Genomic DNA, 23,743 nt, shown 5'->3' with positions numbered 1-23,743 from the left:
ATCGAGCAGTATTTCAGTCAGGGGTTTGGGGTATGAAACAGTCAGCGGCACAGGGTTCTGAAGATCCGATCCTGCAATGGGTTACCTTCAAGCTGGACAACGAGACCTACGGCATCAACGTGATGCAGGTGCAGGAAGTGCTGCGTTACACCGAAATCGCACCGGTACCGGGTGCGCCTTCCTACGTGTTGGGCATCATCAATCTGCGCGGCAACGTGGTAACGGTTATCGATACCCGTCAGCGTTTTGGTCTGTACAACGCCGAAATCACCGATAACTCACGCATCGTCATCATCGAAGCTGACAAGCAAGTGGTCGGGATTCTGGTTGATAGCGTGGCAGAGGTGGTGTATCTGCGTCAGTCCGAGATCGAGACGGCGCCTAACGTAGGCAATGACGAATCGGCCAAGTTTATCCAGGGCGTGTGCAACAAGAACGGCGAGCTGCTGATTCTGGTCGAGCTGGACAAAATGATGACCGAGGAAGAATGGTCGGATCTGGAGAACATCTGATTGATCCTTGAGGCGGCGGTAATCGTCCTGGGCCTGCTGTGGGCCGTGACCCTGTGGCTGTTTATCAGCCATGTGCGGCGCCAGCGCGTGCTGGCGGCGCAACAGGCGGCGGGCGATGAACAGCGTGACCGGCGCCTGCGGGAACTGACGCGGCGCCTGGACACCTACCAGAACGGTAATGTGCAAATGGGCGAAGCCCTGCACGAACTGCGTGCCGTTGTCGCACCGCTGCCCGAGAAACTGACCCAGCTGGAACAGCGCGACCCTACCAGCCTGTCGTTCAACCAGGCGGCGCGGCTGGTGAGCATGGGTGCCAGTGTCGACGAACTGACCCAGGCTTGCGGCCTGACCCAGGCTGAAGCCGAGCTGATGAGCAAGATGTACAAGGGCTGAACGGCACAATCTTGTACTCATGGTGCTGCTGACGCGTAGCCGTCGCAAAACAAGACACCTGCGGTGTATCAGTTGCATTCGGCATTCAGGTTTACGGCGCGCTTCGCGCCCGATCGCAGCCTCGCTACGCTCGTCAGCGGCTACAACTGCAGCAGTGTCTGTTGCAACGCCCCGACCATTCGCCGCCGTGGCCCCTGGGCATGGCTGAGCGGCACAATTGCTGACGCGTAGCCGTCGCAAAGCAAGACATCTGCGGTGTATCAGTTGCACTCGGCATTCAGGTTTACGGCCGCTTCGCGCCCGATCGCAGCCTCGCTGCGCTCGTCAGCGGCTACAACTCCAGCAGCGCCTGTTGCAACGCCCCAACCATTCGCCGCCGTGGCCCCTGGGCATGGCTGAGCAGCACAATCCTGCGGTCATAACGCTCATCACCCACCGGCTCCACGACACAACTGCCGGTCCAGCGCTCGATCCCCGACCAGCAAGGCACCAGGCTCACCCCCAGCCCCTCGGCCGTCAGCAACGCAATGGTTTCCAGGGCATCCAGGTCCAGCAGGGCAGCGGGTGACAGGTGGTGATCCTGCAGGTATTGCAGGGCATGGCGACCACCCCAGGCGTCGGGGTCGTATTGAATATACGGGCTGTTTTGCAGGCGGCTGTCGATACTCTGGGCCGCGTGCTCACGGGCGATAAACACCAAGGCTTCCTCGCGCAGCAACACCGCATCGAAGGCCTTGCTCAGGGCAAACGGCGGGGCAACCACGATGGCGGCATCCAGCTCACCAGTTTCGAGCGCCTGATACAGCGCGCGCGACGTGCCGGGCACTATCACCGGTTTCAATTGCGGGGTTGATCGGGTCAAGGCGCGCAAGGCCTGGGGCAGAAGCCCTGTGAGCACGGTTGAAATAGCGCCGATGCGCAAGGGCCCGGTCAGGCCCTGGCTGTCGGCATCACCCGCCAGCAGGGCCACTTCATTAACAATGGCGCGTGCCCTGGGCAGCAAGTCCATACAGGCCAGGCTGGGTTTGGCTTCATGCCCGACGCGCACCAGAAGCGCCATGCCCAGTTGCCGTTCGAGCGCCACAATACGCTGGCTGATTGCGGCAGCCGTAAGGTTCTCCAGGCGTGCCGCCTTGGCGATCGAGCCGCAATCCACCACGGCAATCAGACTTTTGAGGTAGCGGGTATCCATAAGAATTTCTTTCGTTCACGGATAAAATAACAGGTTAGCTCCATTGAAGCCGGCGATGCATCATTTGCACAAGGGCCATCTGGCCTGTTCCGGTTTCAGGAGGTCACTGTGCAATCACTTTTTCATTTCGCCTATCACGTTCATGACCTGGGCTCGGCGCGACGCTTTTACTGCGACGTGCTGGGCTGCACGGAGGGGCGCAGCACGGAAAGCTGGGTGGATATCGACTTTTTCGGTCATCAATTGTCGTTGCACCTGGGCGAGCCCTTTGCTGTCAGCCATAGCGGCAAAGTCGGCGAGCACTGGGTGCCCATGCCGCATTTCGGCGTGGTACTGGCCCTGCCTGACTGGCACGCCCTCAAGGAACGCCTGCTCAGCCATGACGTGCAGTTTGTATTGGCGCCGACCCTGCGTTTTGCCGGGACGGCGGGGGAGCAGGCGACGATGTTTTTCCTCGACCCCTCGGGCAATCCCATCGAAATCAAGGGCTTTGCCGATTGGGCATCCGTGTATGCCGTGTAATGCAAGCGTGACTGGAGGAAAACCACAGCCATGATTTTTCTTGACCAAGCAGATGCCCACTCGATTGCCGAACAGGTACGCACGGCGCGGCTGAGCCCCGGGGTGGTGGCCGAGCACTTCCTGACGCAAATCGATGCCCGGGAAGCCGCCATCCAGGCCTTCGCTGCCCACGACCCCCAGTGCGTGCGCAAGCAGGCACAGGGCCTGAGCAGCCCGCGGCTCAACGGCGTGCTGGCCGGTGTACCGGTGGGCATCAAGGACATCATCGATACCTGGGACCACCCCACGGCCTTTTATTCGCCGATCTACGCCAATAACTGGCCCTCGCGGGATGCCCATGTGGTTGCCCTGCTGCGTCAGGCCGGGGCGGTGATCATGGGTAAAACCCATACCACCGAATTTGCCTACATGAAGACCGGGCCGACGCGTAATCCCCATGATCTGCGCAGGACGCCGGGCAGCTCCAGTGCCGGTTCTGCGGCGGGTATGGCGGCAGGCTTGTTTGCGCTGGCACTGGGTACGCAAACGGCGGGTTCGTTGCTCAAGCCAGCTTCATATTGCGGGTTGTATGCGTTCAAGCCGTCCCATGGGCTGGTTTCCCTGGAGGGGGTCAAGCCGCTGGCGCCGAGCTTCGACACGTTGGGCTGGTATGGCCGGTCGGTTCGCGACCTGGCGCTGCTCGCCCGTGTACTGGTGCCCGGCCTGGTGCAAACGAACAGGGATAGTGGTGCCAGATCATTCGGGTTTTGCCGCACGTCGCGTTGGGATCAGATCGATCCGCCGGTGGCTCAGGCCTTGCTGGCAGCGATCGAACATTTGAAAACCGCAGGCCACAACGTGACCGAGGTGGTACTGGAGGACGAGTTCGCCAGTGTTTTTGATGATCATCAGTTGATCAATGACTGCGAGGGTGCCCGCTCACTGAGCAAGGAGTGGCAATCGAACCCCGAGCAAATGAGCCCGCAAGTGCTGGCCATGATTGAGCGGGCGCGGGCTACAACCTGGGATCAGGAAACGGCGGCCAGGAGCCGGCTGGCGGCGTTGGCACCGATACTGAAAGCGCATTTTGAACCCTTCGACGCGATGCTGGGTGCCACCTGCGGCATGGTTGCGCCGCTGGGGCTGGAGAGCACAGGGCCATCAGACTTCTGCAAGTTCTGGATGGCATTCGGCCTGCCCCAGATCAACCTGCCGCTGCCCCGACAGCCGGGCGAACTGCCGGTGGGCTTGCAATTGATCGGCGGGTATCGCCAGGACAGTGCGCTGCTTGAGGCTGCGCAGCAGGTGGACATGGTCATTTCCGGCCTGTAGCCGCTGACGAGCGCAGCGAGGCTGCGTCCGGCGGCGTAGCCGTCGTGAAACCTGAGTACTCAATTTATCTGACACACCGAAGTGTCTGACTTTGCGACGGCTGCGTCGGGGTGCCGCATCACGCCGAACGCAGCCTCGCTCCGCTCGTCAGCGGCTACGAGGGCAACAGAGTGTTTAACGGGGGGTGATGTCCCGTTCCTCCGGCTCGGCCTGTGGGTCAAAACCCTGCGGGAACTTGCCTTTAAGCTGCCAGGCAAAGGCAATAATCTCTGCCAGTGTGCGGTACAGCTCTTGCGGGATGCTGTCGCCCAATTCCATGCGCGCCAGTAATTTGACCAGCTCGGCATTTTCGTAAATTGGCACTTCGTATTCGCGGGCCAGGGCCAGGATGGCTTCGGCCAGTTCATCATCACCCTTGGCGGTGAGGGTAGGGGCCTGCTTGCCGTCGTATTTGAGGGCAATCGCCTGGCGTGGTTCGGCAGGTGTATTCATGCGGTTTCATCCACCCAGCGTTGTTCCAGACGGGTATGGCCACTTTGTGGCGGGGTACCTTGATGGCAATCCAGATCGGTTACGCTCAATCCGGCATCACTCAGGCGCTGGCGCAAGGCGCCCAACTGGCTTTCGATCAGGCTTGCAGTGTACGCCTGCTCGGCCCACAACTGGCCCGACAGGTTGCCGCGCAGCAGCTGCGCCTGCACATGCAGCGGGCCCAGCGGGGCAAGGTCGAAGGCCAGCTCCACGCGCCACAGTTGATCCTTGATTTCCCGGGACTCGGGTTTGTCTTGCGCTTGTTTTTCCGGCGGGTCTTCACGCTGGAACTTGACCTGCAACGGCACGATGTCGTGGGCATTGCGCATGGGGATTTCCAGTTGCCAGGTGGTCAGTACCCCGCCATCGGCGGTGCGCCCGCTCTGTTCCAGGCTGGATAGCTGATGGCTTTGCAGGCGTGACACGGCCGCTGCCGCCAGTTTCAGCAGGTTTTCCAGGCTGTCTTCACCTTCGCCGCTTTGCAACAACCGCTGGGGCAGCGGGAAGCCGCCGGGCTGCGGTTTGGCGCTGACCTGGCCAAGCATGCCCAGGGCGTTGCGCACAAAAGTCGGCAGCGCCTGGGCCTGGGTGCTGGCAGCCATAGCGGGGTTGAAGCTGGTGCTGGCTGGCAGGCCGGGCAGGATCTGCGCAATCAGGCGCAGCAAGGTGGCTTTCATGTCCGGGGCCAGTGCCTGGGTTTGCCCGTTCAGCAACCGCGCTTCCAGAAAGGCGCCGCTGTTGAGCAGGGCATCGCCCAGGCCCTTGGCGTTGCTCAATTGCGCGGGTGCAGGCAAACCGGCCAGTAGTTTGTCGATGGAGGTGCGCAGTTCGGCAGGCATGTCGGTACTGGCCGGCAGTTTTTGCAGGGCGTTGAGCAGGCCCTCCAGCGAGCCTTGCCGGCGCTGTTGTGTTGCCAGTTGTTGCGCTACTGCCAGTTGCTCCTGACGCCCGCTCAGTGGCACAAAGTTGAGGCTCTGCGGGCCGTCCACCCGTGCACTGAGCAAACTGCCGATCCGCAAGGGCTGCGGGCTGTCCAGGGTCAGGGTGCTGCCACTCAGCGGGCTGTTGAGCAGGGTCACCAGCGAACGGTAAACCGCCGCTTGCCCGGCAGGTTGCGCCAGTGCCTGGGTGGTCAGGACCTTGCCTTGCAGCAGGGTGCCCACGGGCAGTTGTTGGGTGTCGAGGCGGGTCAGGGTGGCGACGCTGCTGCTCAGTGCCTGTTGCAGGCTGATCGCCAGGTTGCCCGCCGAAGGTTGGGTCACGGCCAGTTGGGTGCCCAGCGGCAGGGGGAAATTGCTGCTGGCCTGCACGTTGGCTTCGCGGCCACCGGCCAGGGTCAACTTGAGCAAAAGCTGGAAGGTCAGGTCGTTCTGCTTGAGCGCCAGCACCTCGGCCTGGGCGCTCTGGCCGGGTCTTATCAGGCTCTCGGCAGGTTGCAGCAGCTTGAGCACTTCACCGCCCACAAGCCCCTGACGCACACTGCTGGGGGCGGGTTGTGGGATGGGTGGAATATTCATGTCGCCTTTCATCGTAACAACCTGTCGAAATTGCCCTCTTTAGCGTAGGACATGGCATGTATAATGCGGCCCCGTCGTTCAGAGCGCATAAAAACATAACAATTGTTTGATCCAGCTCTCTGAATCAGGCCGCAAATGCATTTATCCTGCATCACTTTAACGGCCATGCCTGCGCCGACTTGAACCGTGAAGGCCTCAATTACGTGACCAGCCCTCTTTTAGAAGCCGTAGCGCTCGCTTGTGAGCGTGACTGGCGCATGCTGTTCGAACACCTCGAACTTCGTCTGGCCAGCGGCGACATGCTGCAAATCAGCGGCCCCAACGGCAGCGGCAAAACCAGCCTGCTGCGCTTGTTGGCGGGCCTGATGCAGCCAACGGCTGGCGAAGTGCGGCTTAACGGTATGGCCTTGAGCGCCCAGCGTCATGAACTGACCAGCAACTTGCTGTGGATCGGCCATGCGGCGGGGATCAAGGATTTGCTTAGCGCCGAAGAAAACCTCAGCTGGCTGTGTGCCCTGCATCGCCCGGCAACCCGCGAGGCCATCTGGGCTGCACTGGCCGCGGTTGGCTTGCAGGGCTTTGAAGACGTGCCGTGCCACACCTTGTCAGCAGGGCAGCAGCGCCGTGTGGCGCTGGCCCGCCTGTATCTGGACAGCCCGCCGTTGTGGATTCTCGACGAGCCGTTTACCGCGCTCGACAAGCAAGGTGTGGCGCAACTTGAAGAGCACCTGGCCCGGCATTGCGAAAACGGCGGCATGGTGGTGCTCACCACGCACCATACCTTGATCCGTATGCCGGCCGGTTACCGCAATATCGACCTGGGGCAGTGGGCTGTATGAGTGTGTTTGCTGTGTTGGTAGCGCGCGAAGCGCGTTTGCTGTTTCGCCGCCCGGCCGAATTGGCCAACCCGTTGGTGTTCTTCGCCATCGTGATTGCAATGTTTCCGCTGGCCGTCGGCCCGGAGACTAAATTGTTGCAAACCTTGTCTCCAGGCCTGCTGTGGGTCGCGGCCCTTTTAGCGGTTTTGCTCTCGCTGGACGGGCTTTTTCGCAGTGATTTCGAGGACGGATCGCTTGAGCAGTGGGTCCTTTCGTCGCACCCCCTGCCTCTACTGGTGCTGGCCAAAGTACTGGCACACTGGGCGTTTTCCGGCCTGGCGCTGGTTATCCTGTCACCCCTGCTGGCCTTGATGCTCGGGCTGCCGGTGGCGTGCCTGCCGGTGTTGCTGATGTCTTTGCTGCTGGGCACGCCGGTGTTGAGCCTGCTCGGTGCCGTGGGCGCTGCCCTGACCGTGGGCCTCAAGCGCGGCGGCTTGCTGCTGGCGCTGCTGATTCTGCCTTTATATATCCCGGTATTGATCCTTGGCAGCGGCGCCCTGCAGGCGGCTTTGCAAGGCATGCCTGCAACCGGTTATTTGCTGTGGCTTGGTAGCCTGACCGCCCTGGCTGTAACCCTGACACCTTTTGCAATAGCTGCCGGCCTGAAAATCAGCGTCGGCGAATAATGAGGTCTGGCCTGCGTGGGCCAGTAAAGACCCTGGCTGGCATGACAGCACACCTGTCGTGACCGGCACCGTGATGGAAGCAGCGTGATGAACTGGACTTGGTTTCACAAACTCGGCTCGCCCAAATGGTTCTATGCCATCAGTGGGCGGCTGTTGCCGTGGTTAAGCATTGCCGCCGTGTTGCTGATCACCTGCGGGGTGGTCTGGGGCCTGGCCTTTGCACCGCCGGACTACCAGCAGGGCAACAGCTTCCGCATTATCTATATCCATGTTCCTGCGGCCATGCTGGCGCAATCCTGCTACGTGATGCTGGCGGTGTGCGGTGTGGTGGGGCTGGTGTGGAAGATGAAAATCGCCGACGTGGCCCTGCAATCCGCCGCCCCCATTGGCGCCTGGATGACTGCCGTGGCGCTGGTCACCGGTGCGGTGTGGGGCAAGCCGACCTGGGGCTCGTGGTGGGTCTGGGATGCGCGCCTGACCTCGATGCTGATTCTGCTGTTTCTGTACTTCGGCCTGATTGCCCTGGGCAACGCCATCACCAATCGCGACAGCGCGGCCAAGGCCTGCGCGGTGCTGGCGATTGTGGGCGTGATCAATATTCCGATCATCAAGTACTCGGTGGAGTGGTGGAACACCCTGCATCAGGGTGCGACCTTTACCCTCACCGAAAAACCGGCCATGCCCGTGGAAATGTGGATGCCGCTGTTGCTCACGGTGCTGGGCTTTTATTGCTTCTTTGGCGCGGTGCTGCTGCTGCGCATGCGCCTCGAAGTGCTCAAGCGCGAGGCCCGCAGCAGCTGGGTCAAGGCTGAGGTGTTGAAAGCCCTGGAGGGTGCGCGATGAGTTTTGCTTCTTTTGGCGACTTTCTCGCCATGGGCCATCACGGGGTGTATGTCTGGTCGGCCTATGGCATTTGCCTGGCGGTGCTGGGGTTGAACGTGGCACTGCCAATCATGGCGCGCCGGCGTTATCTGCAACAAGAGGCGCGCCGTTTGCGCCGGGAGAATTCGAAGTGAATCCGCTGCGCAAAAAACGCTTGATCATCATCCTGGCGATTCTGGTAGGGGTGGGCGCTGCCGTCGCCCTGGCCCTGAGCGCCTTGCAGCAGAACATCAACCTGTTTTACACCCCGACCCAGATCGCCAATGGTGAAGCGCCATTGGATACCCGCATTCGTGCCGGTGGCATGGTCGAGGACGGTTCGCTCAAGCGTTCGGGTGACTCGCTGGACGTGCAATTTGTGGTCACCGACTTCAACAAGTCCGTGACCATCCAGTATCGCGGCATCCTCCCCGACCTGTTCCGCGAAGGGCAGGGCATCGTCGCGCTGGGCAAGCTCAATGCCCAGGGCGTGGTGGTGGCTGACGAGGTGCTGGCCAAGCACGACGAGAAATACATGCCGCCCGAAGTGACCAAGGCGCTGAACGAAAGTGGCCAATCCGCGCCTGTGCCTGCAAGTGAGGGTAAGTACTGATGTCTGGACTCTATATCCCGGAATTGGGCCATCTGGCCATGATTCTGGCCCTGTGTTTTGCTATCGTGCAGGCCATCGTGCCTCTGATGGGCGCCTGGCGCGGTGACAAGTTGTGGATGAGCCTGGCGCAACCCGCCGCCTGGGGGCAATTTGCCTTCTTGTTGTTCTCCTTTGGCTGCCTGACCTACGCCTTTATGGCCGATGACTTTTCGGTGGCGTACGTAGCCAGCAACTCAAACAGCGCACTGCCGTGGTACTTCAAGTTCAGCGCGGTATGGGGTGCCCACGAAGGTTCACTGCTGTTGTGGGCGATGATCCTTGGTGGCTGGACCTTCGCCGTGTCGATCTTCTCGCGGCAGTTGCCGCAAGTGATGCTGGCGCGGGTGCTTGCAATCATGGGCATGATCAGTGTCGGCTTCCTGCTGTTCCTGATCCTGACTTCTGATCCTTTCGTACGTGTGCTGCCGCAGATTCCTTCGGATGGCAACGACCTTAATCCGCTGTTGCAGGATATCGGCCTGATTGTTCACCCGCCGATGCTGTACATGGGTTATGTCGGTTTCTCCGTGGCCTTTGCCTTCGCCATCGCCGCCTTGCTGGGCGGGCGGCTGGACGCTGCCTGGGCACGCTGGTCGCGGCCGTGGACCATCGTGGCATGGGCCTTCCTCGGTATCGGCATCACCCTCGGTTCGTGGTGGGCCTATTACGAGCTTGGCTGGGGCGGCTGGTGGTTCTGGGACCCGGTGGAGAATGCCTCGTTCATGCCGTGGCTGGTAGGCACGGCGCTGATTCACTCGCTGGCCGTGACCGAAAAACGCGGTGTGTTCAAAAGCTGGACCGTTCTGCTGGCGATTGCCGCGTTTTCCCTGAGCCTGCTGGGTACATTCCTGGTGCGTTCCGGCGTGTTGACCTCGGTGCATGCGTTCGCGTCCGACCCTGAGCGCGGCGTATTTATCCTGATCTTCCTGCTGTTTGTGGTGGGCGGTTCGCTGACCCTGTTTGCCCTGCGTGCGCCCGTGGTCAAAAGCCATGTCAGCTTCAAGCTGTGGTCACGTGAGACCCTGCTGCTGGGCAACAACCTGATCCTGGTGGTGGCCGCGTCGATGATTCTGCTCGGCACCCTGTACCCACTGATTCTGGATGCCATCAGTGGCGCCAAGATGTCGGTGGGCCCGCCGTACTTCAACGCGCTGTTTATCCCGCTGATGGCGTTGCTGATGGTGGTAATGGCCATCGGCGTGCTGGTGCGCTGGAAAGACACGCCGGTCAAATGGCTGCTGGGCATGCTCACCCCCGTACTGCTGGGCAGCGCCGCGCTGTCGGCCATTGCCGGGGTGGCCTATGGCGACTTCAACTGGGCGGTATTGACCACCTTTATGCTGGCGGCCTGGGTGCTGCTGGCCGGGGTGCGCGACATCGGTGACAAAACCCGTCACAAGGGCCTGATCAAAGGCGTGCGCAGCCTGACCCGCAGCTACTGGGGCATGCAGATTGCCCACCTGGGTATCGCCGTGTGTGCCCTGGGGGTGGTGTTGTCGAGCCAGCACAGTGCCGAGCGCGACTTGCGCCTGGCACCGGGCGAGTCGATGGAACTGGGCGGTTATCACTTTATTTTTGAAGGTGCCAAGCACTTCCAGGGTCCGAACTTTACGTCGGACAAAGGCACGGTGCGGGTGATCCGCAACGGCAAGGAAGTCAGCGTACTGCACCCGGAAAAACGCCTGTACACGGTGCAGAATTCGATGATGACCGAAGCCGGCATCGACGCCGGTTTCACCCGTGACCTCTATGTTGCGCTGGGCGAGCCCCTGGACAATGGCGCCTGGGCCGTGCGGGTGCATGTGAAACCCTTTGTGCGCTGGATCTGGTTCGGCGGCCTGCTCACAGGTTTTGGTGGACTGCTGGCAGCGATGGACCGTCGCTACCGGGTCAAGGTTAAAAGCCGCGTGCGTGAAGCACTGGGCATGACAGGAGCCACGGCATGAGACGTTGGTTGATGCTGGTCCCGCTGGCCATTTTTCTCGGTATGGCGTGGTTTCTCTACCGCGGTTTGTATCTGGACCCCACCGAGCTGCCGTCGGCGATGATCGACAAACCGTTCCCGGCCTTCAGCCTGCCTTCGGTGGAGGGGGACAAAACCCTCACCGAGGCTGACCTCAAAGGCAAGCCTGCGCTGGTCAACGTGTGGGCCACCTGGTGCATTTCGTGTCGGGTCGAGCACCCGGTGCTGACCAAACTGGCCGATCAGGGCGTGTTGATCTACGGCGTCAACTACAAGGACGTCAACGAAGATGCGAAGAAGTGGCTCAAGGATTTCCACAACCCTTATCAGTTGGACATCAATGACGCAGACGGCTCCCTGGGCCTGAACCTCGGCGTGTACGGCGCTCCTGAGACATTCCTGATCGACAGCAAGGGCATCATCCGCCACAAGTTTGTCGGCGTGATCGACGAGACCGTGTGGCGCGAGCAGCTTGCGGGTAAATATCAGGCACTGGTTGACGAGGCCAAACCATGAAGCGCTGGCTAGCCGCCGTAGTGTTCGGTTTGACCCTGACCGGGGTTGCCCATGCCGCCATCGACACCTATGAGTTTGCCAACGACGCCGAGCGCGACCGTTTTCGCGAGCTGACCAAGGAATTGCGTTGCCCCAAGTGTCAGAACCAGGACATCGCCGACTCCAACGCTCCGATTGCCACTGACCTGCGCCGCGAGATCTATCGCATGCTCGGCGAGGGCAAGGACAACCAGCAGATCCTCGATTTCATGGTCGCCCGCTACGGCGATTTCGTGCTCTATAAACCGGCCCTGACCAGCAAGACCGCCGTGCTCTGGTTTGGCCCGCTGGCCCTGCTGGTGGGTGGCCTGGTGGTGATTGGCGTTATCGTCGGGCGGCGTCGTCGTACAGGGCAGGTTGCAGGTTCGGACACACTTTCTGCCGAGGAGCGCAAGCGCCTCGACACTTTGCTGGATAAAACCCAAGATGATTGATTTCTGGCTCGCAGCAGGCTTGCTGCTACTGATAGCCCTCAGCTTTCTATTGATCCCGGTTTTGCGCGGGCGCCGTGCCCAGCGCGAAGAAGACCGTACCGCTTTGAACGTTGCCTTGTATCAAGAGCGGGTGGCCGAGTTGCAAGCCCAGCGTGAAGAGGGCGTGTTGACCGCCGAACAGTTCGAAACCGGCCGCGCCGAAGCGGCGCGTGAATTGCTCGCGGACACCGAAGGCGTGGCACCGGGGCGGGTGTCCAGCCTGGGCAAGGCCATTCCGTTGTTGGCGGCAGTGCTGGTGCCGGTACTGGGCTTGAGCCTGTACCTGCATTTTGGCTCCAGCGACAAGGTCGAACTGACCCGCGAATTCTCCCAGCCGCCACAATCCCTTGAAGAAATGGTCGCGCGCCTTGAGCGTGCCGCTGCAGCGCAACCGGATTCTGCCGAAGGCCTGTACTTCCTGGGCCGTGCCTATATGGCGCAAAACCGCCCGGCGGAGGCGGCCAGGGTGTTCGAGCGCGCGGCTAACCTGGCCGGTCGTCAGCCCGAGTTGCTGGGCCAGTGGGCACAGGCGCAGTACTTTGCCGACGATAAAAAGTGGAGCGACAAGATCCAGGCGCTGACCGATGAAGCCCTGAAGGCCGACCCGAAGGAAGTCACCAGCCTGGGCCTGCTGGGCATCGCCGCCTTTGAGGACCAGCGCTTCGAACAAGCCATTGGCTATTGGCAACGGCTGATGACCGAACTGCCTGAAGGCGACGCCTCCCGCGCGGCGCTGGAAGGCGGTATTGCCAAGGCCCGTGAGCAACTGCAGGCCAGCGGCGGCAAGGTTGAAACTGCGCCGGTGGCCAAGGCGATGGCCTCGATCAAGGTCAGCGTGGATCTGGCCGATGCGGTCAAGGCCAGTGCCTTGCCGGGTGACAGCGTGTTTATCTTTGCCCGTGCCGTATCCGGCCCGCCGGCACCTTTGGCAGTAAAGCGCGTGACCGTGGCGGATTTGCCGATCACCGTTGAACTGGGTGATGTCGACGCAATGATGCCGCAATTGAAACTGTCCAACTTTCCTGAAGTCCAATTAATGGCACGCATCTCCCGTGCTGGCCAGCCGACAGCAGGCGAGTGGGTAGGGCGCAGCCAGCCGCTGTCCAGCAGCACCCAGGAGCTGCAACAGCTGACCATCGACAGTCCGGATAAATAAACGCCCTGAATGTGCGAGCGGGCTTGCTCGCGATACAGGCGACGCGGTCTTGCTCAAAGCCCGCGTTGATTGAATCGCGAGCAAGCCCGCTCCCACAGGGGTCTTAGCTGACTCACAAGAGAAGCCGCCATGGCCGTATTTGCCCGTATCACCTTGCTTGCATTGGCTTTGGGCCTGAGTGCCTGTGCGGTTCATCAGCCTTACGAGCCGCCTGCGCCTTCAACGCCGATGCCGCAGCCATCGCCGCAACCTTCGGGCAAGCCGCTGCCCGACATGCCGATACCCAAGGCGCCGAAACCGCTGCCGCGCACCTCGGCCACCTTCGCGCCACCTCCCGGCGGGCCTAGCCACTGGGATGCGCGCCTGGGCGTGTATGTGCTGGATAACCAGACCAACGTCTTCTACCGCCAGCGCGCCTACTACCGCTGGGACAACGGCTGGAGCCGCGCCGTGAGCCCCAACGGGCCGTGGGAAGAAACGGACATCAGCGGCGTACCGCCGGGGTTGAGCCGGCAGTTCAAGTAAAGCCAAGCGGCGACCTTCGGGTCGCCGTTTTTGTTTGCCGCTCAAATCTGTATACTTCTGATCCGTTCGTGTCAGGGCTTTGTGCCACTGATACCGGACTTATCTCCCGGCACCTGCCGGCCATTGCTGCAAGCACCGGCTTAACGTGCTAGCGCACGCTTTGCCTTTTGACCTGGAACGCCCCTTGCGTTCCGTCACTTGCCAGCCATCACTCTGACAACCCACGGACTGCTGTCCGCTATCGCCTGCCTGTCAGGAAACCCGGGTTGTTGCGCTTGCCGATTCCGGCCTTTCGTTGCGTCTGAAACGACTGTGCGCGTATAAAAAGGAGAAAGGAATGTTTCAACTTTCCACCTTCACCGTGTTGCTGCTTCTGTTGTGTTTTTATGGCCTGACTTTTCTGGTGTCGTTGCGCGTTGGGCGCAAGGACGAAAACGTCGACGGCTATATGGTCTCCAATAACTCCATCGGCTTTGGCATGTCGGCCGCCAGCATGACGGCGACCTGGATCTGGGCCGCCTCGTTTTATGCCGCCGCCAGTGCGGGCTACAAGTTCGGTCTCTCGGGGGCGTTGCATTACGGCTTCTGGGGCGCGCTGATGATTCTGTTTATCTACCCCTTTGGCCGGCGTTTCCGGCAACTGGCGCCCAAGGCCCACACCCTGGCGGAGATCATGCACGCACGGCACGGGCGCTCCAGCCAGATGATTCTGGCAGGGTCGAATATCGTCGGCAGTCTGATCAGCCTGATGGTCAATTTCACCGCCGCTGGGGCACTGGTCGCGGTACTTTCGCCGCTGAGCTTTACCCATGGTGTGCTTATCGCCGGTGTCGGGATTCTGACTTACACCATCTGGTCGGGATTTCGCTCATCGGTGCTTACTGATTTCGGCCAGCTATTCGCCATGATCTTCGCCGCAGTGGTGATTATTCCGATTATTTTCTTCCAGTTGGGTGGCCCTGAAATCTTCGCCCAGGGCATGCCGAGGATCACCCCCGAGCAAGCCAGCTTCTATTCGAAAACCGCGATTCTGGAGCAGGGCGCACCTTACTTCGTGGCCGTGCTGGCCTACGCCATTGGTAACCAGACTATCGCCCAGCGGCTGTTTGCCGTGCGTGAAGACTTGATGAAGTCGACATTCGTCACCGCCACCATCGGTTATGCCTCGATTGTGATCGGGCTGGGGATGTTGGGTTTTCTGGCCTTGCTGGCGGGTATCGAGCCGCAGGATGGCGACCTCAACAACCTGATCCCGCAAATGGCCTCGACCTACTTGCCGCCGTTTGCGGTGGGGCTGTTTTTCATCATGGTAATCGGTTCGCTGTCGTCCACGGCGGATTCCGACCTGTCCGCCTTGTCGGCGCTGGTGATGACCGATGTCTATGGCAAAAACATTGCCAAGGGCAAACCGAATCCCAAAACCATGTTGTTTGTCGGGCGCCTGACCATGGTGCTGGCAACCATGCTGGCGATGATCTTTGCCAGCATGAAACTCGACATCCTGACCATGCTGATTTTTGTCGGTGCGCTGTGGGGCGCGATTGTCTTTCCCGTGATTGCCAGCCTGTATTGGCAGCGGATTACCAATGCTGCCTTTACCAGTGCGGCGATTGCCGGGTTTGTGATGTTTCTGGTTGCCCGCTTCGAACTGCTGCAGATGCAAGGCGCGGTAGCGCTGTTCTTTGAACTCTGTGCCTCGATCGGTGGAGGGGTGGTGATTGGCCTGATGGCGTTCGGCTTTTTTGGCAAGCGCGTGGGCTTTGTCATGGGTGGATTGGCGTTCTTGCTACTGGCGCCTTTCGCGTTTGGCTTTCTGCGCGATTACCCGGTGTTGCTCAGTTCACTGACCGCTTACGGTGTTAGTACCGTGGTGTGCGTTCTGGTGAGCTTGCTGGCCAACGAAACCTTTGATTTTGCCTGCATCAACGAGCGAGTCGTGGCCTTCCACCACAACGTCGATGCCACTGAAAAAGGAGACACCCCATGTCCAGTTTCGCTTTAACGCTGTATGTCCTGATCTGGCCGGCCATCGCCGGGGCCGTGATGCTGACCCTGTGCGTCAGCCTGTGGCGCGATATGCGCAAGGCCAAACGTGAGGGTACGGACCTGGTCTGATTGTGTGATGTGGTAGCCGCTGCCTCGCCAGCGGCTACGCATATTGTGTAGGGTGCTTGCTGATCATTATCAGGAGCCGGTCATGCGCCCATTCGAATTCAAGCAAATTGATGTTTTCAGCAGCATTGCCCTCAAGGGCAACCCGGTGGCCGTGGTGTTGAATGCGGACAGCCTGAGCGATGCGCAAATGGCCGACTTCGCACGCTGGACCAACCTGAGTGAAACCACCTTTGTACTGAAACCACAAAGCCCTGAAGCCGATTACCGCCTGCGAATTTTTACTACCCTCAACGAGCTGCCTTTTGCCGGCCACCCTACGCTGGGCAGTTGCCATGCCTGGCTGGAAGCGGGCGGCGTACCCCGTGGCGAAGAGATTGTGCAGGAGTGTGCGGCAGGCCTGATCCGCATTCGCAGACAGGGTGGGCAACTTGCCTTTACGGCACCGCCGTTGGTGCGCTCGGGTGGCGTCGAGCATGAGCTGTTGCAACGCATCTGCCGTGGCCTGGGCATCGAGCCGCAAACTGTCGTGCAGGCCCGCTGGGTCGACAATGGCCCCGGCTGGGTTGCGTTGCTATTACGTGATCGCGAGCAGGTACTGGCCTTGCAGCCTGACTACGCGCAGTTATCGGGTTTGGCCATTGGTGTTGTGGCTCCCTGGAGCACGGAGCGGGACGGTGATGAGGCACAGTTTGAAGTGCGCGCTTTTATTGCCGGTGAGGGCATGCCCGAAGACCCGGTGACCGGCAGCCTGAATGCCGGGCTGGCACAGTGGCTGATCGGCGAGGGCCTGGCCCCGTCGTGCTATGTGGCCAGCCAGGGCACCGCCATGGGCCGGGCAGGGCGGGTGTCTATCGAACAGGTTGGCGCAGATATCTGGGTGGGTGGTTTGGCCGTGACCTGTATTTCGGGGCAACTGCATTTGTGAGGCTCAAGCGCCTTTGGCTTTGACCGCACGCTTTGGCCTGGCCTTGCCCGTCGTGGCCTTGCGTTTCTTTTTCCAGGCAGGCGCCACACCTGCCGGGCTGGCCGGGCCGCTGATGGTCATGGTCATGGCGCTGCAACGTTCGATATGTTTGCTCATCCAGGCCGCCTGTTTGGCGACGAATATGTCGAGGGTCATTTCGCCACTTTGCACCATGTCCAGGGCCTGTTCCCAGATGGCGGTGGTGCCGGGGTCGGCGATGGCGCGCGGTACCGCGTCGATCAGGCTGAAGGCCGGCGCGGTGGCGGCCAGGGCCTTGCCGTTTTTGCTCAGGTAGCCACGGTCAAGCAAGCCCTGGATGATTCCGGCGCGGGTGGCTTCGGTGCCGATGCCGGTGGTGTCCTTGAGTTTTTGCTTGAGCAGCGGATCCTGCACCAGTTTGGCAACGTTTTTCATTGCCTTGATCAGGTCGCCTTCGGTGAAGGGCTTGGGTGGCTGGGTCCACAGGTCCTTGAGGTGGACTGCCGCAATCGCGCAGTCCAGACCTTCGTGCAATAACGGCAGGGGTTGCGGTGCCGGGGCTTCGCGGCCTTTGGCCGGCGCCAGGGCCTCTGGCAGGGCGCGCTTCCAGCCGGGTTCGACGATCTGCTTGCCGACCGCCCGCAGGTTTTGCCCTGCACAATCAAAATCGGCCTGGGTACGGTCGTATTCGTGGTTGGGCAGAAATTGCGCCAGGTAACGTGCGCGAATCAGGGTATATACCGCGCGATGCTTACCGCTCAGGCGTTCAATATTCTTTGCCGCAGCTGTAGGAATGATGCCGTGGTGGGCGCTGACTTTAGCGTCGTTCCAGGCCCGTGAACGGCGTTGCGGGTCCAGATGGCTGGCCAATGGCGCCAGTGACGGGTCCGCCTGCTGCAAGGCTGCCAGAATCGCCGGTGCTTCACTGTGCTGGCTCTGGGGCAGGTAGCCGCAATCACTGCGCGGGTAGGTGACGACCTTGTAGGTTTCGTACAAGGCCTGGGCGACGTCGAGGGTTTCCTGGGCACCGAGACCGAGTTTTTTTGAACACACCTCCTGCAGCGTGCCCAGATCGAACGGCAATGGCGCGACTTCACGCATGCGCTCGGTGCGCAGCTTGATCACCCGCGCGCTGCTGGCGTTTTGCATTGCCCTTGCGGCCTGTTGGGCGTGGGCCTGGTTGAGGCAGCGGTCCTGGTCGTCGCAAGTGTCGGGGGCGGCTCGCCATTGCGCGGTGAACAACTGCCCGTCGTGCTTGAGCTGCACATCAATGGCCCAGTAGGCCACCGGCACAAAGTCGCTGATGCTGCGATCACGGTCCACCACCAGGCGCAGGGTCGGGGTTTGCACCCGGCCTACCGGTAAAACGCCCTGGTAACCCGACTGACGGCCGAGCAGGGTAAACAGCCGGCTCATGTTCATGCCGATCAGCCAGTCGGCCCTTGAGCGGCCCAGGGCCGAGTGATACAGGTTGAAGGTTTCGTTACCCGGCTTGAGCGCGGCCAGGGCCTTGCGGATCGATGCATCGTCCAGGGCCGACAGCCACAGACGCTGGATGGGCCCGCGGTAGCGGCAGTGTTCGACCAGTTCGCGGGCAATCATCTCGCCTTCGCGGTCGGCGTCGGTGGCGATCACCAGTTCGCTGGCTTCGCCGAGCAGGCGCTTGACGGCCTTGAACTGGCTGGCGGTCTTGGGCTTGACGCGCATCTTCCATTTTTCCGGAATGATCGGCAGGTCAGCCAGGACCCAACGCTTGTAGCGTTCGTCGTAGGCATCGGGCGGGGCGGTTTCCAGCAGGTGGCCGATGCACCAGGTGACGGTGGCATTGGCGCCCACCCAGCAGCCATCACCGCGGCGGCTGGCACCGAGCACGGCGGCAATATCTTTGGCCTGGGAGGGTTTTTCACACAGAAACAGCCGCATCGCTCAACTCATTCACGCATCGCAGAAGATGCACAGCATGGGCAGAGTCGGGCGCGAGGGCAAGTGTTTTTACTGTTGATATGTACAGGCTTTTGCAGGTGCTGCAAAAGCTGTGGGAGCTGGCTTGCCTGCGATGCAGGCGACGGGGGCTGTCAGGCGTACCGTGGGCATCCCTTCGCGAGCAAGCCCGCTCCCACAATGGGAGGCGGGCTTGCAACAGGACAGGGAATTATTGCGCGTTATAGATCTGGTCGAACACGCCGCCGTCGTTGAAGTACTTTTTCTGCACGTCGCGCCAGTCGCCGAAGGTTTTCTCAACCGACAGGAAATCGACTTTCGGGAAGCGGTCGTTGTACTTGGCCAATATGGCCTGGTCACGCGGGCGCAGGTAGTTCTTGGCCGCGATTTCCTGGCCTTCAGGCGACCACAGGTACTTGAGGTAGGCTTCGGCCGTGGCACGGGTGCCTTTTTTGTCGACCACTTTGTCAACCACGCTCACCGGCGGCTCGGCTTCTGCCGATACACTCGGGTAGATCACTTCGAACTGGTCGCGGCCAAATTCGCGGGCGATCATTTCCGCTTCGTTTTCGAAGGTCACCAGTACGTCGCCAATCTGGTTGGTCATAAAGGTGGTGGTGGCTGCACGACCGCCAGTGTCGAGAACCGGGGCCTGTTTGAACAACTTGGCCACAAAGTCCTTGGCCTTGGTTTCGTCACCGCCGTTTTTCAGCACATAGCCCCAGGCCGAAAGGAAGGTGTAGCGGCCGTTGCCCGAGGTTTTCGGGTTCGGCACGATCACCTGTACGCCGTCCTTGAGCAGGTCGGGCCAGTCTTTCAGAGCCTTGGGGTTGCCCTTGCGCACGATAAATACGGTGGCCGAGGTAAACGGCGCGCTGTTGTCCGGCAGGCGGGTTACCCAGTTTTCCGGGACCAGCTTGCCATTGTCGGCCAGGGCGTTGATATCGGTGGCCATGTTCATGGTAATGACGTCAGCCGGCAGGCCGTCAATCACCGAGCGGGCCTGTTTGCTGGAACCGCCGAAGGACATTTGTACGTTGAGCTTTTCGCCGTTGTGCTCTTGTGCCCAGTGCTTCTGGAAGGCTGCGTTGTAGTCTTTGTAGAAGTCACGCATCACGTCGTAGGACACGTTTAGCAGCGGCGGTGGGGTCGCTGCACTCGCGACGCTGCCAAGGGCCAGGCCAGCGGCCAGAATTGAGGCACTAAAGAGTTTTTTCACTGCGCGTTCCTTGTTATAGGGAGCAATAAGGGCAAATTGCCAGTAACTATAGCGACTGTCGCATAGTCCTTAAAAGATTAAAAAGTGCTGTGGTTATGCTTTTTTTGCAAATAGCGCATTGCCGCATCGCGAACAAAAAGACGCTGATTGTTCATGGTTGCTCTTCTTGCATGTGGGGCAGTCATGTTTGAGTTGTTCGCCGCGCATGGCGTTGGCCAGTTCGGCAGTGAAGATGCCGGTGGGCACGGCAATGATCGAGTAACCGGTGATCATCACCATCGCCGAGATCACTTGCCCCATTACGGTTTTGGGGACTATGTCACCAAAGCCTACCGTGGTCAGGGTGACAATGGCCCAGTAGATACTCACCGGGATGCTGGTAAAGCCGTTTTCCGGCCCTTCGACCACATACATCAGGCTGCCGAACACCGTGACCAGGGTCGAGACACTGACCAGGAACACGATGATTTTCTGCTTGCTGCCGCGCAGGGCCGAGAGCAGGTAATTGGCCTGGCTCAGGTAGGGGCGCAGTTTGAGGATACGAAAAATCCGCAACATTCGAATGATGCGGATGATCAGCAGGTACTGCGCGTCGCTGTAATAGATCGCCAGAATCCCCGGCACAATGGCCAGCAAATCCACCAGGCCGTAGAAGCTGAAGGCATAACGCAGCGGCTTGGGCGAACAATACAGGCGCAGGCCGTATTCCACGGCGAATACAAAGGTAAAGCCCCACTCGATATAGGCCAGCAGCTTGGCGTAGTCGCGGTGGATGCTGTTGATGCTGTCGAGCACCACGACCACCAGGCTGCACAGGATGATCAGCAGCAAAGCCGTGTCGAAGCGCCGCCCCGCAGCTGTGTCGGCCTGAAAGACCATCACATACAGGCGTTGGCGCCAGTCATTGTTATTCATGCAGGTTGCTCGATGCCCAAATGTCAGAAGATTCGAGTATTAACGCTCAATGCGCAACCTGCATTGTTCTTGTGCGGGGCGCAGGATGCGCACACTGGCGTGCACCAGCCAGCAACCGAGGATAAACGGGGCGGTCAGGGGCGCCAGGCCCAGGGCAATAAAGCCTGGCGTGATCAGCAAGGTGACGATGATGCCCGCCACGGGCAGCCAGGGCCGGCGTGGTTGCTGGCTCAGGGCCAGAGCGGCGAGGGCCGGGTTATAGCCAGCCAGGCCGCTGAGGGCGGCGGCAGTGTCCTATTGATACAGGCTAAACAGCATGCCGGCCAATGCCCCCGTGATGGCCCATAGCGCCGCCCGCCAACTGCTGAGCCACAGGCCGATAACGATCAACAGCCCGGCCAGCGGGTGGGGCAGCAGCATGACCTGGGCAATGCCCTTGAACAGCCCCTGTGCCAGCGTGAGGCTATTGACTGTCTGGGTGTGGTCCACGGCTTGGGCCGGCGGGTTGGTCAGGTGCAGCAGGATCCAGCCAATGCCCACAAACGGCGCGGTATAGGCCAGCAGACTTTGCCCGTGGCTGGCGCGCTTGAGCCACTGGTGCACGAGCATCGTACTCAGCCCGGCACTGGCAATGATCAGCAAGGGCAGCAGGGCCGACCATTCAAGCTGGTGGCTGAGCAGCAAGCCGAGCAGGATGCCGTTGTAGCTGTAGAGACCCGCCTGGCGCTCGGCCTTGGGGTAGTCGCGCCGTTGCGCGGTGAGGAGCCCAGCAATACCGCCAAGCAAGGCGCCACCGAGCAGGGTGGGAGCACAGATCAGGATGGCCAGCAGGCACAGCACGCCGCACAGGGGATGACGCTGAAGGAAGATCTGGCTGAACCCGGCGCACAGGGCCGTCGCCCAGTCGGGGCAGGGGTTTGAACTCATGATTGTTACCTGGTAGTCGCTGCCGAGGCACGAAGGCTGCGAGCTCTTGATTGGCTCCCTGCATGATCAAGAACTCGCAGCCTTCGTGCCTCGGCAGCGGCTACAGGTCTCTCGGTGGGCTTACTTGTCGCGAATCGAGAAGTTGGCCATGTGCTCCAGGCCCTTGATCAGCGCCGAGTGATCCCAGTTGCTGCCACCGATGGCCGCACAGGTGCTGAACACTTGCTGGGCATTGGCGGTGTTGGGCAGGTTGATCCCCAGTTCGCGGGCACCGGCCAGGGCCAGGTTGAGGTCTTTCTGGTGCAGGCTGATACGGAAGCCCGGGTCGAAAGTGCCCTTGATCATGCGCTCGCCGTGTACTTCGAGGATTTTCGAGGAGGCAAAGCCACCCATCAGCGCTTCGCGAACCTTGGCCGGGTCAGCGCCGTTTTTCGCAGCAAACACCAGGGCTTCAGCCACGGCCTGGATATTCAGGGCGACGATTATCTGGTTGGCCACCTTGGCGGTCTGGCCGTCGCCATTGCCGCCTACCAGGGTGATGTTCTTGCCCATGCTTTGCAGCAGGGGCAGGGCGCGGGCGAAAGTTTTTTCGTCACCGCCGACCATGATGCTCAGGGTGCCGGCCTTGGCGCCGACTTCACCGCCGGATACCGGCGCGTCGAGGTACTGCGCACCCTTGGCGTTGATTTTTTCAGCGAAAGCCTTGGTCGCGGTAGGGGAGATCGAACTCATGTCGATCACCACCTTGTTCGGGCTCAGGCCCGCGGCGATACCGTCTTCACGGAACAGCACGTCCTCGACCTGCGGGGTGTCCGGCACCATGACGATGATGAATTCGGCTTCCTGGGCCACTTCGCGCGGGCTGGCCAGGGCGATGGCGCCGGCAGCCACCAGGTCGGCCGGGGCGGCGCCGTGGTGGGTCGACAGAAACAGGCTGTGCCCGGCTTTCTGCAGGTTGCTGGCCATAGGTGAACCCATGATCCCGGTGCCGATAAATCCGATTTTAGCCATGACAAATCCTCTTGTTTTTATTAGTGCTGTTTGGTTTACCTGTAGCAGCAGCCGCAGGCTGCGTTCGGCGGCGAAGCCGTCGTGAAATCAACTGGCACGGTGTATCAGTAGAAGCGCGAACACCGGGTTTGCGACGGCTCCGCCGCCGAACGCAGCCTGCGGCAGCTGCTACGGTGGCTGTTACACCGCGTTATGGGTCTTGAGCCATACAAGACCGGCTTCGGTGCTGGTCAGCGGCTTGTACTCACAGCCCACCCAGCCCTGATAGCCGATGCGGTCGAGGTGGTCGAACAGGAAGCGGTAGTTGATTTCGCCCGTGCCCGGCTCATGGCGGCCCGGGTTGTCGGCCAGCTGGATATGGTTGATCTGCGGCAGATGGGTTTGCATGGTGCGGGCCAAGTCGCCCTCCATGATTTGCATATGGTAGATGTCGTATTGCAGGAACAGGTTGGGGCTGCCGACCTTTTCCTGGATCGCCAGGGCCTGCTTCGTGTTATTGAGATAGAAGCCTGGAATGTCGAGGGTGTTGATCGACTCCATCACCAGCTTGATGCCCACCGCCTGCAGCTTGTCGGCGGCGTATTTGAGGTTGGCGACGAAGGTGTTTTCGACCGTGGCGTCGTCCACGCCCTGGGGGCGGATGCCGGCCAGGCAGTTGATCTGATCGTTGCCCAGCACTTGCGCGTAGGCAATGGCCAGGTCGACCCCGGCACGGAACTCTTCAACCCGGTCCGGCAGGCAGGCGATCCCGCGCTCACCCTTGGCCCAGTCACCGGCCGGCAGGTTGAACAGCACCTGGGTCAGCTTGTTGGCTTCCAGCTGGGCCTTGATGTCGGCCGAGTTGTAGTCGTAGGGGAACAGGTATTCAACGCCATGAAAACCAGCGTTGGCAGCCGCTTGAAAACGGACAAGGAAATCCTGTTCGGTGAACAGCATGGACAGGTTGGCGGCAAAACGCGGCATGGTGGACTCCTGTGGTTCCCTCTCCCGTGGGAGAGGGCGAAG

General features: G+C 60.8%; 25 protein-coding genes and 1 pseudogene. 17 read left to right on the top strand and 9 right to left on the bottom strand.

Translation table 11 applies throughout. From position 1 onward, the window contains the following. The first annotated feature begins 32 nt into the window (after positions 1–32). Together BLU25_RS06285 and BLU25_RS06280 are read left to right on the top strand one after the other, a co-directional pair. Complete coding sequence (locus BLU25_RS06285) at positions 33–512, top strand: chemotaxis protein CheW (protein ID WP_016781537.1); 480 nt, start codon at positions 33–35, stop codon at positions 510–512. Then, positions 513–905 (top strand): DUF2802 domain-containing protein, encoded by a 393-nt coding sequence (locus BLU25_RS06280; protein ID WP_016781536.1) that lies wholly within the window; start codon positions 513–515, stop codon positions 903–905. 331 nt (positions 906–1,236) lie between these two features. Here the strand turns inward: BLU25_RS06280 and BLU25_RS06275 are convergent, their stop codons facing one another. Beyond that, entirely contained in the window at positions 1,237–2,097 is an 861-nt protein-coding gene (locus BLU25_RS06275) for a LysR substrate-binding domain-containing protein (protein WP_083369561.1), read from the bottom strand. 108 nt (positions 2,098–2,205) lie between these two features. On the opposite strand from BLU25_RS06275, the gene BLU25_RS06270 reads away from it, so the two are divergent. Both BLU25_RS06270 and BLU25_RS06265 read left to right on the top strand, forming a co-directional pair. After that, positions 2,206–2,619, top strand: a complete 414-nt coding sequence (locus BLU25_RS06270) for a VOC family protein (protein ID WP_016781534.1) — start codon at positions 2,206–2,208, stop codon at positions 2,617–2,619. A 30-nt stretch (positions 2,620–2,649) separates the two neighbouring features. Next, positions 2,650–3,930: an amidase gene (locus BLU25_RS06265; protein ID WP_016781533.1), complete on the top strand. Its 1,281-nt coding sequence runs from the start codon at positions 2,650–2,652 to the stop codon at positions 3,928–3,930. A 174-nt stretch (positions 3,931–4,104) separates the two neighbouring features. Here the strand turns inward: BLU25_RS06265 and BLU25_RS06260 are convergent, their stop codons facing one another. Together BLU25_RS06260 and fliK are read right to left on the bottom strand one after the other, a co-directional pair. Next, entirely contained in the window at positions 4,105–4,422 is a 318-nt protein-coding gene (locus BLU25_RS06260) for an EscU/YscU/HrcU family type III secretion system export apparatus switch protein (RefSeq protein ID WP_016781532.1), read from the bottom strand. Continuing rightward, positions 4,419–5,990 (bottom strand): flagellar hook-length control protein FliK, encoded by a 1,572-nt coding sequence (gene fliK, locus BLU25_RS06255; protein WP_016781531.1) that lies wholly within the window; start codon positions 5,988–5,990, stop codon positions 4,419–4,421. The genes BLU25_RS06260 and fliK overlap by 4 nt, the downstream gene beginning before the upstream one ends. Positions 5,991–6,181: 191 nt before the next feature. On the opposite strand from fliK, the gene ccmA reads away from it, so the two are divergent. From ccmA to BLU25_RS06195, 13 genes are all read left to right on the top strand, one after another. Continuing rightward, positions 6,182–6,817, top strand: coding sequence for a cytochrome c biogenesis heme-transporting ATPase CcmA (gene ccmA / locus BLU25_RS06250; protein ID WP_029611492.1), 636 nt, complete (start codon positions 6,182–6,184; stop codon positions 6,815–6,817). Continuing rightward, positions 6,814–7,482, top strand: coding sequence for a heme exporter protein CcmB (ccmB, locus tag BLU25_RS06245; RefSeq protein ID WP_016781529.1), 669 nt, complete (start codon positions 6,814–6,816; stop codon positions 7,480–7,482). Before ccmA ends, ccmB begins: the two co-directional genes overlap by 4 nt. A gap of 84 nt (positions 7,483–7,566) precedes the next feature. Continuing rightward, positions 7,567–8,325, top strand: a complete 759-nt coding sequence (locus BLU25_RS06240; protein WP_169844141.1) for a heme ABC transporter permease — start codon at positions 7,567–7,569, stop codon at positions 8,323–8,325. Further along, positions 8,322–8,498, top strand: coding sequence for a heme exporter protein CcmD (gene ccmD / locus BLU25_RS06235; RefSeq protein WP_016781528.1), 177 nt, complete (start codon positions 8,322–8,324; stop codon positions 8,496–8,498). Before BLU25_RS06240 ends, ccmD begins: the two co-directional genes overlap by 4 nt. Further along, positions 8,495–8,956 (top strand): cytochrome c maturation protein CcmE, encoded by a 462-nt coding sequence (gene ccmE, locus BLU25_RS06230; RefSeq protein ID WP_016781527.1) that lies wholly within the window; start codon positions 8,495–8,497, stop codon positions 8,954–8,956. The genes ccmD and ccmE overlap by 4 nt, the downstream gene beginning before the upstream one ends. Next, the gene (locus BLU25_RS06225; protein WP_016781526.1) at positions 8,956–10,941 is read left to right on the top strand and encodes a heme lyase CcmF/NrfE family subunit; all 1,986 of its coding nucleotides are present in this window, start codon (positions 8,956–8,958) and stop codon (positions 10,939–10,941) included. The genes ccmE and BLU25_RS06225 overlap by 1 nt, the downstream gene beginning before the upstream one ends. Further along, positions 10,938–11,474, top strand: coding sequence for a DsbE family thiol:disulfide interchange protein (locus BLU25_RS06220; RefSeq protein WP_016781525.1), 537 nt, complete (start codon positions 10,938–10,940; stop codon positions 11,472–11,474). The genes BLU25_RS06225 and BLU25_RS06220 overlap by 4 nt, the downstream gene beginning before the upstream one ends. Further along, the gene (locus tag BLU25_RS06215) at positions 11,471–11,947 is read left to right on the top strand and encodes a cytochrome c-type biogenesis protein (protein WP_016781524.1); all 477 of its coding nucleotides are present in this window, start codon (positions 11,471–11,473) and stop codon (positions 11,945–11,947) included. Before BLU25_RS06220 ends, BLU25_RS06215 begins: the two co-directional genes overlap by 4 nt. Continuing rightward, on the top strand, positions 11,940–13,142 hold the full coding sequence (gene ccmI / locus BLU25_RS06210) for a c-type cytochrome biogenesis protein CcmI (RefSeq protein WP_016781523.1): 1,203 nt from the start codon (positions 11,940–11,942) through the stop codon (positions 13,140–13,142). Before BLU25_RS06215 ends, ccmI begins: the two co-directional genes overlap by 8 nt. A gap of 129 nt (positions 13,143–13,271) precedes the next feature. Then, positions 13,272–13,667 (top strand): hypothetical protein, encoded by a 396-nt coding sequence (locus BLU25_RS06205; protein ID WP_016781522.1) that lies wholly within the window; start codon positions 13,272–13,274, stop codon positions 13,665–13,667. Between the two features lie 337 nt (positions 13,668–14,004). Next, the gene (locus tag BLU25_RS06200; protein ID WP_016781521.1) at positions 14,005–15,669 is read left to right on the top strand and encodes a sodium:solute symporter family protein; all 1,665 of its coding nucleotides are present in this window, start codon (positions 14,005–14,007) and stop codon (positions 15,667–15,669) included. Beyond that, positions 15,651–15,782, top strand: coding sequence for a putative transporter small subunit (locus BLU25_RS23725; protein ID WP_016781520.1), 132 nt, complete (start codon positions 15,651–15,653; stop codon positions 15,780–15,782). Before BLU25_RS06200 ends, BLU25_RS23725 begins: the two co-directional genes overlap by 19 nt. Before the next feature lie 82 nt (positions 15,783–15,864). Then, complete coding sequence (locus BLU25_RS06195) at positions 15,865–16,707, top strand: PhzF family phenazine biosynthesis protein (protein WP_016781519.1); 843 nt, start codon at positions 15,865–15,867, stop codon at positions 16,705–16,707. Between the two features lie 3 nt (positions 16,708–16,710). Here the strand turns inward: BLU25_RS06195 and BLU25_RS06190 are convergent, their stop codons facing one another. The 6 genes and pseudogenes from BLU25_RS06190 to hyi form a co-directional block, all read right to left on the bottom strand. Further along, on the bottom strand, positions 16,711–18,648 hold the full coding sequence (locus BLU25_RS06190; protein WP_016781518.1) for a DNA topoisomerase III: 1,938 nt from the start codon (positions 18,646–18,648) through the stop codon (positions 16,711–16,713). Positions 18,649–18,877: 229 nt separating this feature from the next. Beyond that, complete coding sequence (locus BLU25_RS06185) at positions 18,878–19,885, bottom strand: sulfate ABC transporter substrate-binding protein (protein ID WP_016781517.1); 1,008 nt, start codon at positions 19,883–19,885, stop codon at positions 18,878–18,880. Between the two features lie 93 nt (positions 19,886–19,978). Next, positions 19,979–20,800 (bottom strand): ion transporter, encoded by an 822-nt coding sequence (locus BLU25_RS06180; RefSeq protein ID WP_016781516.1) that lies wholly within the window; start codon positions 20,798–20,800, stop codon positions 19,979–19,981. Positions 20,801–20,839: 39 nt separating this feature from the next. Continuing rightward, positions 20,840–21,727 (bottom strand): annotated as a pseudogene (locus BLU25_RS06175) (urea transporter). A gap of 120 nt (positions 21,728–21,847) precedes the next feature. Continuing rightward, on the bottom strand, positions 21,848–22,738 hold the full coding sequence (locus BLU25_RS06170) for a 2-hydroxy-3-oxopropionate reductase (protein WP_083369559.1): 891 nt from the start codon (positions 22,736–22,738) through the stop codon (positions 21,848–21,850). A gap of 180 nt (positions 22,739–22,918) precedes the next feature. Beyond that, positions 22,919–23,701 carry a hydroxypyruvate isomerase gene (gene hyi / locus BLU25_RS06165; protein WP_083369558.1) on the bottom strand — a complete coding sequence of 261 codons (783 nt, stop codon included), beginning with the start codon at positions 23,699–23,701 and terminating at the stop codon, positions 22,919–22,921. Between the last annotated feature and the right edge of the window lie 42 nt (positions 23,702–23,743).

It is taken from the genome of Pseudomonas fragi (assembly GCF_900105835.1).
Lineage (GTDB): Bacteria > Pseudomonadota > Gammaproteobacteria > Pseudomonadales > Pseudomonadaceae > Aquipseudomonas > Aquipseudomonas fragi.
This window is presented reverse-complemented; position numbering and strand designations above follow the sequence as displayed.